Below are 11,159 nucleotides of genomic sequence, written 5' to 3'. Positions count from 1 at the left end.
TGGGGCGTAAACCCTATGATTGTATTTTTCTTTTCTGGAATAATTCCGAGAGTTTTAAGTGGCATAAAAGTAGCCGATCCTGAAAAAGTTGGAGAAGAAATTGGATTTCAAGCCTATATATATAACCACGGAATTGTTCCTTGTTTTGAAAACCCATTAAACGCTTCCCTAGTTTATGCTTTATCTTATGCTGTTTTCTGGTCGTTTATCTTATGGATTTTCTACAAAAAGAAATTGATTTTTAAAGTGTAATCAAGATTATAATGAATTACCATAACGAGTTACAATTTAATATTCCGTAGGAATATCTGGTCGGTAGAAAAAGAATATGTCATTTTGCATTGTGTTCCAGAGGAACACCTGATTTTATATAACAGCGCTCTATTTTATGAATCAAACGTTCCTACGGAACGTATAACCGCAATACAAATTTTTAATTCTACCGATCAGACATTCCTACGGAATGAATTGTTTCTGAGAAAAAATAATTTCAGCCGGGCTACGTAATTGTTTGTTAGTTATGATTTTTGATGCCTGTATAAAATAGAACTGCTTTTCTTTTTTCTAAAAATTTTAAGAAAAGCAGTATCTTGCCGTACCAATAAAAAGTGTCAGTTTGTAAATTATGGATAGTCCGGTTGAAATTCCTTTTAAAAGCTTTATTCAGCTTAAACCAGAAGAAAGCACTGCTATTTACCTGCAGCTTGTTTTTGAATTTATCAAAGCCATACAAACGGGTTTTCTTCCCGAAGGTACTAAACTTCCTGGTACTAGAATTTTATGCAAAGTGCTTTCTGTTAACCGAAACACTTTAATCAAAGCCTTTCAGGATTTAGAATCGCAAGGCTGGATTGAGACACTTCCAAATAAGGGAACTTTTATTTTATCGCAGCAAAAACAAAAAAACAAAGCTGAATTTGTTCCTTCGAAAGAACAAAATTCGTCGAAAGACAATATTGGCTTTAGTTTTCAGCGATCTACTATTCTTGAAAGTCCAATTGAAATTAGCAATTTGCCGTATCAATTTAATGACGGAATGCCCGATTTACGATTGGTACAAACCGATGTTTTGGCTAGATTATATGTCTCGAAATTAAAAAGACGAAAAACCTCTAAAACCTACGAACAGATTGAACTTCGTTCGCATTCGAATTTTAAAACTCATTTTTCTAATTATCTGAATCTTACTCGAGGAATTCGTATTTCGACTTCTAATCTTCTTACAACAAGCAGCCACGAAATCGCCTTGTATTTGGTTACAAAAGTACTAATCGCACCCGAAGACAAAGTTGTGGTTGCTTCTCCAGGATATTATATGTCGAATATGACATTGACAAATACTGGCGCTCAAATTATTTCTATTCCTATAAATAATGACGGAATCGATACGAAAAGATTGAAAGAAATCTGCGAAACAACCAAAATCAGGGTTTTATATTTAACATCTAATTATCATTATCCTACAACTATTCCGCTAAGCGCAAAAAAAAGAATAGAAGTTTTGGATTTGGCCAATAAATACGGATTTGTAATTCTAGAAGACGATTACGATTTTGATTTTCATTTTGATAATAATCCAGTTCTTCCTTTAGCCGCTTTTGATTCCAACCAAAAAGTGGTTTATATTGGTTCTTTCGGGAGATCATTGCCCTCTGGATTTAGCTACGGTTTTGTTGCCGCTCCTGCAGAATTTATTAAAGAACTCGAAAAGCATCAAAACATCTTAGAACCCAGAATTGATGTCATAAAAGAACAGGTTCTTACCGAATGGATTACCGAAGGTGAAGTGCATCGTCTTTCTAAGAAAAATAAAAAAATCTACAAAGAGCGCCGCGATTATTTTGTTTCAATTCTAAATGAAAAACTTAAAGGCAAAATCAAGTTTAAAGTGCCGCCAAGAGGATTGGCAATTTGGGTCGAATGGCTGGATCATTTTAATTTGATTCAGTTTCAAAAAGAATGTTCTAAACAGGGTTTATTTCTACCCAAGACCATTTTATATCAAACCAAAAATCTTACTGCAACACGTTTAGGATTTGGACATTTGGAAAAAGAAGAAATGGAAAAAGCGGTTTCTATTTTGAGTAAAAGCTTGGAAACTATTATTGCATTAGAGTAAACGAAAAAAGTATCAAAATCTCCTTATTTAGAAAACTTTGATACTTTTATCAAGGTGTTAAAATTTATTTAGTTTTTGCTGATTTTGATTCTTTAGCACCTTCAAGATTATAAGTCACTTTTTCAATTTTTCCTGTAAACTCAAAAGGAAGCTTGTAATTAAAATCGACTGGAGAACCGACATCCATACCAATATCTAAACCTTCATTCAATGATATTTGAATTGGAATTGTTCTTTCAAGATGTTCTTCTGCCACTTTTTTTCCATTTACAAGCATAGTTACTGTGGCACCTTTACCAATTTCTTTTTCTTTTCCTTCATATTTAAAATCGACAACCAATTTAACTTTCCCTTTTGGCAGCGCCTCTTTTCCTGTAAGTGTAGGACGTTCTAATGCTAAATTGTTATAGACAAAACTCGGTTTTCCGTTCTGTACATATAAACCATAACCGCCAACTAAACCGCCATGAGTAACAATCATGCCTTCTGCGCCATTATCAGGAATATTTAAATCTGCTGTAATCGACCAAGATTTATTTAAAATACGGGGAGAGGCTTCATTTGGCAATCCAACTTGTCCTGGATAATATGTAAAAGTAGTAGCATCGCCAGCAAGTGTTGGTCTTCCCATTAATTCACCATTCAGTCTTTCTACGGCTCGCCAGTCTAAAGGAAGCACATGATATTTAGATGCTTCAACCCACCATAAATCCTGCATTTCTCTTAATTTCTGCGGATTTTTCGCAGCCAAATCATTTGCTTGTGTAAAATCTTCATCTACTTTATAAAGTTCCCATTTTTGTTTGTCAGGATCAAATGCACCTCTATTTGGATTCCAAGGCGCAAAAGACAATGCCGATGCCATCCAGCCTTTACTGTAAATTCCTCTATTTACGCCCAATTCAAAATACTGAGTATTATGTTTCTCTTTAGCTTTAGCATCGTTAAAAGTATAGGCAAAACTAATACCTTCAATAGGACTTTGAGTTATACCATTAATCGTTTCTGGAGGCGTAATTCCGATAATTTCATACAATGTTGGCACAATATCTATGGTATGTGTAAACTGGCTTCTTAAGCTTCCTTTATCTTTAATTTTTGCTGGCCAAGAAATAATCATCGGGTTTCTGGTTCCTCCAAAATGACTTGCCACTTGTTTTGTCCATTGAAAAGGTGTACACATTGCCCAAGCCCATTCTGCTGTAAAATGATTAAAATGTTTCGGTCCTCCCAATTCATCAATCACTTTAATATTATCTTGCCATTTTTCTGAAATACCATTAAAAAACAGATTTTCATTTACAGATCCTTCAATACCACCTTCAGCGCTGGCTCCATTATCTCCAGCTATATAAATAATAATGGTATTATCTGCATCTGGTAATTGTTTTACAGCATCTACTACTCTTCCCATTTCGTAATCGCAATGCGCTCCGTAACCAGCAAATACTTCCATCATTCTAGCATACAAACGTTTTTGATCGGCATTAAGCGAACTCCAAGCAGGAAGACTTTCTGGTCTTGCTGTTAGTTTGGCATCAGAAGGAATAACTCCCAATTTCTTCTGTCTTTCAAAAGCTTGTTCTCTGTAGGCATCCCAACCCATATCAAATTTGCCTTTAAATTTATCAATCCATTCTTTTGGCGCGTGGTGTGGCGAATGTGCTGCACCTGGTGCCAAGTATAGAAAATATGGTCGGTCTGGCGCAATTGATTTTACTTTTCGAACCCATGCAATGGCATGATCCGCAAGATCAACCGTCATGTGATAATCTGGGTCTTTTGAAGCTGGAACAAGATTTCTGTTTTCGTATAAAACAGGATTCCAGTGATTCATATCGCCTGCATTAAATCCGTAAAAATATTCAAAACCTAAACCATTTGCCCAACGGTCAAAAGGTCCTGCTTCGCTGGTTTCCCAAGGTGGCGTATTATGGTTTTTACCAATCCAAGCGGTCATATAACCATTTTGTTTCAGTACTTCTCCAATTGTACCACAACTTCTTGGCAGCACACAAGTATAGCCATCATATCCTGTAGCCGTTTCTGAAATAACTCCAAAAGTAGCTGTATGATGATTTCTTCCTGTGATTAAAGCCGCGCGTGTCGGACTACAAAGTGCTGTGGTATGAAATTTATTGTAGCGAATACCTTCTGCGGCTAACTTATCCATCGTTGGAGAAGGCACACCTCCACCAAAAGTGCTGAATTGCCCAAATCCTGAATCATCTAATAAAATTAGTACCACATTAGGAGCTCCTTTTGGAGCCTTTACAGGTTGAGGAAATTGCGGAGGATCTGAATCTAAATAAGTCCTCCCGACATAACCTGGAAAATGAAAATCGGGCTGAGGCAATACTTTTGGAGTTTCAGATTTACCGCTTTCTTGACCTACTCCAACGTGTATGCAAAAGAATGCAAGAATGACTAATACGTTATTTCTTGCAATGAAAACAAATTCTAAAATATTAATTCTTCTCATGGCTGTAGTTTTTAACATTCGCGCTAAATTACAACTTACTAATAATCATAAACTTGCAAAGATGTTTCACATTATAAAATGAAACATCTTTATACAAAAAAACCATTCAAGTCAATGAATGGTTTTTAGAATTTTGTTTCATTTTTTTACAAAGTTTTTTCTCTTTCCCAGAAACGATGTCTTCCTAAAGCTTTTATAAAAGAAATGCTTAAGTTTTTATCTGAGTTATTTTCGCTCATCAAAACTCCGGGATCATTATTAATATCGCTATTATTTTTTATAATTTGAATTCCTTCACCTTCAGCTGCGATAAATTTACAATGATGGTAAGAATCGTTTAAAAACTCTTTTACTTCTTTAATTTTTGAAAGCGCTACAATTCCTTTTCCTGACGGAATAAAAACACCATCAAAAAGTACTGATGCTGCAATTTTATAGGTTTGATCAACAGGAATTTCTATACCTTCTTCAGAAACAATTGTTCCTAAATGTGGTGCTATAATAACGGCTTTTGCTCCTGCATTTTGTAATGCCGTTTTCATTGTTTTTATTGAACTGGAGTTTACACCCTCTGTACATAAAAAAGCAATTTGTCTAGTTGCAATTGTATTAGAAACAGTCGGATTTTTAAGCATACTCAAAGCATCTGAATGTGTTATATTTTGGTTGGCTTTGCTTGGTTCCTGTTTTCCTTCATCATCTGCTCCCACTCCGTGATTAATTGGTTTTTCAATTTTCGGAACTGGAATCCCTAAATTTTTAGCAACCGTTGCGGCTAAGCTAGAATCAACTTGATTTAAAAGCGCGAGCATTCTTTCTCTAATTGCAAGAGTTTCAACTTTACCTAATTCAAAAGATAAAGCGCTTGAAATATGATCTTGTTCTATTGGAGTTTGACTGTTATAAAAAAGTTTCGCCTGACTAAAATGATCAGCAAAACTTTTGCTTCTTGCTCGCACTTTATGCGCATCAACGCGTTCATTAAAACTCACAAATCCGCCTTGATCCATTTTAGCTTGAAACGGACATCCTCCTCCTAAAGAATTTGGCTGATAACTTACTTTTCCAACTGCAATTTCTTGTCGCATGTGTCCGTCCCGCTGGTTATTATGCATTGGCGCAATTGTTCTGTTAATTGGAATTTCATGAAAATTTGGGCTTCCTAATCTTGACAATTGTGTATCAGTGTACGAGAATAATCGGCCTTGCAATAAAGGGTCATTTGTAAAATCAATTCCTGGAACAATATGTCCTGGATGAAAAGCAACTTGTTCTGTTTCTGCAAAAAAGTTATCTGTATTTCTATTCAAAACCATTTTCCCGATTATACTTACGGGAACCAATTCTTCTGGAACTAATTTCGTTGGATCAAGCAGATCGAAATCAAATTTATGTTCGTCACTTTCAGGAATAATCTGCACACCCAATTCCCATTCTGGAAAATTTCCTGCATCTATTGCTTCCCACAAATCTAGTTTATGAAAATCTGAATTTTTACCTGAAATTTTCTGTGCTTCATCCCACGCAACTGCATGTGTTCCTAATTTTGGTTTCCAATGAAATTTTACAAAATGAGATTCATTTTTATCATTAATAAATCTAAAAGTATGAACTCCAAAACCTTCCATCATTCTCAAACTTCTCGGAATTGCTCTATCGCTCATAACCCACATAATCATATGCATAGATTCGGGCATTAGCGAAATAAAATCCCAAAAAGTGTCATGCGCAGAAGCTGCTTGCGGAATTTCATTATGCGGTTCTGCTTTTACAGCATGAATTAAATCTGGAAACTTCATAGCATCTTGAATGAAAAACACGGGCATATTATTGCCAACCAAATCAAAAATACCTTCCTGCGTGTAAAATTTTACAGCAAAACCACGAACATCGCGAGCCAAATCTGTAGAACCTCTTGAACCAGCAACGGTTGAAAATCGTACAAAAACGGGCGTTTTTATACTGGTATCGTTTAAAAATCCTGCTTTTGTATATTTTCCCATTGTTTTATAAAGTTCAAAATAACCGTGCGCGCCAGAACCTCTCGCATGCACAATGCGTTCCGGAATTCTTTCGTGATCAAAATGGGTGATTTTTTCTCGTAATATGAAATCTTCTAAAAGAGAAGGACCTCTTTCTCCAGATTTTAAAGAATTATTGTCGTCATTTATTTTAACGCCTTGGTTGGTGGTTAAAAATTCATTTTCAGCATTTGATTTGTTATATTCTAAATCGTTCTGTTTTCCTTCAGAATTGTCTTGATTTGTTTTTTTTGAATTTTTCATTTTCTGTTGATTTTACAATTTATCATTCAATGAACTACTATTGCAATTGAGGGGTTTCTCAAAAATAGGTTAACAAAGTTAGACTGCTTTTTAGCTTAAAAATTATACAATTAAATTTCAGGATTATAATATTCTAACCACAATACAAATTGATAATCAATATTTTACTTATAATTATATAATTCCATTTTCTAATACTATAACATAAAAGGTTATTTAAAAAGTAACTTTGAAATAGAGTTTTAATTCAAAAAAAAGGGGGTATGATCTACACTATTATACAATTAATTTTAGTTTCCATTGGAGCTACATCAGCCATGACTTGGTTTAGTTATGTGATGTCGAAAAAATTTCAAGAATTGTATAAAGAACCTGTTTTATTGACTTTTGCTCTAAAGAAAACAAACATCAGCCTTTCTGAAAAATCTCAGAAAACATGGGGATGGCTGATACATTACATTATAGGTTTTCTATTTGTTATGGGATATCAAATACTGTGGGTAAAGAACATATTACCAGTTTCTCCACTCAATGCTCTCCTACTAGGAGTTATCAGTGGTGTAATTGGCATACTCAGCTGGATTATTATTTTTAAAATGACCGATCATCAACCCCCAATTGACTTTAAAGGTTATTACATTCAGCTGTTCTTTGCTCATATTATTTTTGCTGTTGTCGCAACGGCACTCTACTCTATTACACTAACTCTTTTAATACTTGTAAAAGCTTATGTCACTGTCTAAATACAACCAAAAAAGAGATTTTAAACAAACTCGTGAGCCAAAAGGAAAGGTTGCAAAATCGGCAAATGAACTCATTTTTGTAGTGCAAAAACATGCTGCATCGCATCTTCATTATGATTTTAGGCTAGAAATGGATGGTGTTTTAAAAAGCTGGGCAGTGCCAAAAGGTCCATCAATGGATCCAGAAGTAAAACGTTTGGCCATGATGGTTGAAGATCATCCTTATAGCTATAAAGATTTTGAAGGCACAATTCCAGAAGGAAATTATGGGGCAGGAAATGTAATTGTGTGGGATAACGGAACCTATACGTCGGATGAAAAAACAGCTTCTGACGAAAAACAATTATTAAGCGATTTAGAAAAAGGACGTGTGAGTTTTGTTTTAAAAGGCAAAAAACTGAAAGGAGAATTTTCATTGGTTAAACTTCACGGAAAACAGGAAAATGCATGGCTTTTAATCAAGAAAAATGATAAATATGCTTCTAGTGAAGATATTTTAGAAAAAAATAAATCGGTTATTTCTAAAAGGACTTTGGAGCAATTAGAAGAAAAATCTAAAAAATTGAATTCAAAAACAGAAGAAAAAACGACTGAGAAAAAAACAATAAAAAAAAAGTCTAATCCAAAACTTGAAATTGCAGAATTTATACAACCAATGCTTGCCAGTGTTCGAGAAAAGCCTTTTGATGATGATGAATGGATTTTCGAAAATAAATACGATGGCTACAGAACGATTGCAGTTATCAATGCGCAACAAGTCGATTTGTTTAGCAGAAACGAAATTTCTTTTAATGATAATTTCAAACCCATTGCAGATGAATTAAAACAAATCGATCACACCGTAGTTTTGGATGGCGAAATTGTCGTAGAAAATGATTCGGGTAAAGCCGATTTCCAATTGCTTCAAAACTATATGAAAACAGGAATCGGAAATCTAAAATATTATGTTTTTGATTTATTGAATTTAGACGGAAATCTACTCACCGAATTGTCGCTTTTGGAGCGAAAAGAACTGCTTAAAATTCTCTTTAATAAATATCCATTTCCGAATGTTTTTTATTCTGAACACACAGTTGGAGATGGAATTAAACAATTTGAAAAAGCCGTTAAAAATAGAACTGAAGGCATAATTGCAAAAAAGGCTGACAGCACCTATTCTGTAAATCGTAGAAGCAATAACTGGCTCAAAATAAAAACCGCAAATGAAGAAGAAGCCATCATTATCGGAATTACCGAACCTAAAAATTCCAGAAAATATTTTGGTGCCATTCTTCTAGGGCAGTACAATGGAAAGAAATTGCAATATATTGGAAAATGCGGAACTGGATTTACAGAATCTGTTTTAAAAGATTTGTATGCCCAACTTGAACCTTATTTCATTGAAAAATCTCCCCTTGAAGAAAAAATCTCTTTGCTTGATCCAATTCAATGGGTAAAACCAAAGGTCGTATGTCAGGTAAAATTCTCCGAATGGACGCAAGATCAGCATTTGCGACATCCTGTTTATCTCGGAACAAGAATAGACAAAAAAGCAGAAGAAGTTTTTTTATCCTTTAAAAAAGAAGATTTAACTCAACTAAATTCAGATGAAATGACCATTACACCAGAAAATAAAAAGCAAAAAACAGAGAACGATTACGATTTAAAAGTTGGCAAAACTGTATTGCATCTTACCAATCAGAATAAAATTTATTTTCCGAAAGATAAGATTACAAAAGGCGAAATTGTTCAATATTACAATGAAGTTTCAGAATTGATTCTTCCTTATTTAAAAAACCGTCCAGAATCGATGAACCGTTTTCCGAACGGAATTGATTCTCCTAGTTTTTATCAGAAAGATGTTGATGTCGATAAAATTCCGAAATGGCTTAAAACCCAAAAAATCTTCTCAGAATCCAACAATGCCGAAATTGACTACCTTATTTGCAACAATAAAGAAACGTTGCTTTATATGGCCAATTTAGGCTGTATCGAAATGAATCCGTGGAATTCTACCATTAAACATATTCATAATCCAGATTGGCTTGTAATTGATTTAGATCCTGCAAAAGATGATTTTAAACAAGTCGTTCAGACTGCTTTAGTCGTAAAAGAAGTTTTAGATGAATTAGAAACAGAATGTTTGTGCAAAACTTCGGGTGCTTCTGGACTTCATATTTACATTCCGCTTGGCGCGCAATACGATTATGATTCGATTAAAATTCTAGGCGAATTGATTGCCAAAGAAGTGCAATCCAGACTTCCTGATATTACTACAGTTGATAGAAGCATTAAAAAAAGAAACAACAAATTGTATATTGATTTTTTGCAAAACCGACGCGGACAAACTTTGGCAGCTCCGTATTCTGTTCGTCCAAAACCAGGTGCAACAGTTTCTACGCCTTTAGAATGGAGTGAAGTGAATGAAAAATTGCATCCATCGCAATTTACGATCAAAAATGTATTGAAGCGTTTTGAGAAAAAAGGCGATTTATGGAAACCCGTTTTATCTAAAGGAGCTAATATTAAAAAAATTATTCACAAACTAGAAAATAGTCAAAACGTTTAAGAAGATTTTTTCTTTTTATTTTCTAAACTTGCTTTTAGCATTTCCATTAAATCGTCGCTTTGTTTGTGTACGACTTTTAGTTTTGGAGCCACTTTCTGCGGTTTTCCTTTGGCTTTCTTTTTAATGATATCCAAAAGCTTGGCGGTATATTCGTCTTTAAAGCCAGAAATATCAAATTTCTCTGTAAGCTGATCAATTAGTTTTTCGGCCATGTCCATTTCTTTTGTCGATTTTTTAGACATTGGCGGAAGTTTTAATTCTGCTGTACTTCGAATTTCCTGTTCAAATCGAATTCGGTTTAAAACAATGACGTTTTTGTACGGTTTTAAAATTGCCAGACTTTCTTTATTTCGCAACACAAATCTGGTAACTCCTACTTTTCCTGAAGCCTCAAGGGCATCACGAAGTAATCCGTAGGCATTCATGGCACCTTTATCAGGCTCGAGATAATATGGCTGTTCGTAATAAATACTTTGAATTTCTTTTTCGAAGGCAAAACTTTCAATATCGATTGTTTTGGTTTTAATGGCATCTGCGGCTTCAAAATCAGAATCTTCCAAAACAATATATTTGCCTTCCAAATTATATCCTTTTACAATATTGGCAAAATCTACTTCTTTACCCGTATTTTCGTTAACACGTTTAAACTTGATATTGGCATGATCTTTCGCATCCAGCATATCCATATCCAGACTGCTTTCCTGCACCGCCGAAAATATTTTTATCGGAATATTAATTAATCCAAAACTTACCGAACCTGTCCAAATCGATCTCATAACTTTTGCTTTTAAATTGAACACTAATTTAGTTCAATAATAAAACGTAAGACTTACAAAATCAACACTTTGTTTTATATAATTGTGAATGTTAATGGTTAATGGTTAATGGTTAATGGTTAATGGTTAATGGTTAATGGTTAATGGTTAATGGTTAATGGTTAATGCAACCGCGTATTCCCGTGGTTGAAACCACGGGCTATGTT

The 11,159-nt window shown here is 34.3% G+C and carries 6 protein-coding genes and 1 pseudogene; 4 read left to right on the top strand and 3 right to left on the bottom strand.

Going from position 1 to position 11,159, the window contains the following annotated elements:
- Positions 1-252 (top strand): annotated as a pseudogene (locus B3J44_RS17885) (DUF5009 domain-containing protein); the annotation flags it as partial.
- Positions 253-625: 373 nt separating this feature from the next.
- Entirely contained in the window at positions 626-2,119 is a 1,494-nt protein-coding gene (locus tag B3J44_RS17880) for a PLP-dependent aminotransferase family protein (RefSeq protein ID WP_286970090.1), read from the top strand.
- A gap of 64 nt (positions 2,120-2,183) precedes the next feature.
- On the opposite strand, the gene B3J44_RS17875 is transcribed toward B3J44_RS17880, so the two are convergent.
- Both B3J44_RS17875 and B3J44_RS17870 read right to left on the bottom strand, forming a co-directional pair.
- Complete coding sequence (locus B3J44_RS17875) at positions 2,184-4,601, bottom strand: arylsulfatase (RefSeq protein WP_286970086.1); 2,418 nt, start codon at positions 4,599-4,601, stop codon at positions 2,184-2,186.
- A gap of 146 nt (positions 4,602-4,747) precedes the next feature.
- Complete coding sequence (locus B3J44_RS17870; protein WP_286970083.1) at positions 4,748-6,886, bottom strand: catalase; 2,139 nt, start codon at positions 6,884-6,886, stop codon at positions 4,748-4,750.
- Positions 6,887-7,149: 263 nt separating this feature from the next.
- On the opposite strand from B3J44_RS17870, the gene B3J44_RS17865 reads away from it, so the two are divergent.
- Complete coding sequence (locus tag B3J44_RS17865; protein ID WP_286970081.1) at positions 7,150-7,629, top strand: hypothetical protein; 480 nt, start codon at positions 7,150-7,152, stop codon at positions 7,627-7,629.
- A complete protein-coding gene (ligD, locus tag B3J44_RS17860; RefSeq protein ID WP_286970078.1) occupies positions 7,616-10,177 on the top strand; it encodes a DNA ligase D in 2,562 nt (853 codons plus the stop codon). Before B3J44_RS17865 ends, ligD begins: the two co-directional genes overlap by 14 nt.
- Here the strand turns inward: ligD and B3J44_RS17855 are convergent.
- A complete protein-coding gene (locus tag B3J44_RS17855) occupies positions 10,174-10,953 on the bottom strand; it encodes a Ku protein (RefSeq protein ID WP_286970076.1) in 780 nt (259 codons plus the stop codon). The two genes, ligD and B3J44_RS17855, sit on opposite strands and share 4 nt — an antisense overlap.
- Between the last annotated feature and the right edge of the window lie 206 nt (positions 10,954-11,159).

It is taken from the genome of Flavobacterium sp. UBA4854, from assembly GCF_002399805.1.
GTDB lineage: Bacteria > Bacteroidota > Bacteroidia > Flavobacteriales > Flavobacteriaceae > Flavobacterium > Flavobacterium ginsengisoli.
The sequence above is the reverse complement of the archived record's forward strand: the minus strand, read 5'-3'. Positions and strand labels throughout refer to the sequence as shown.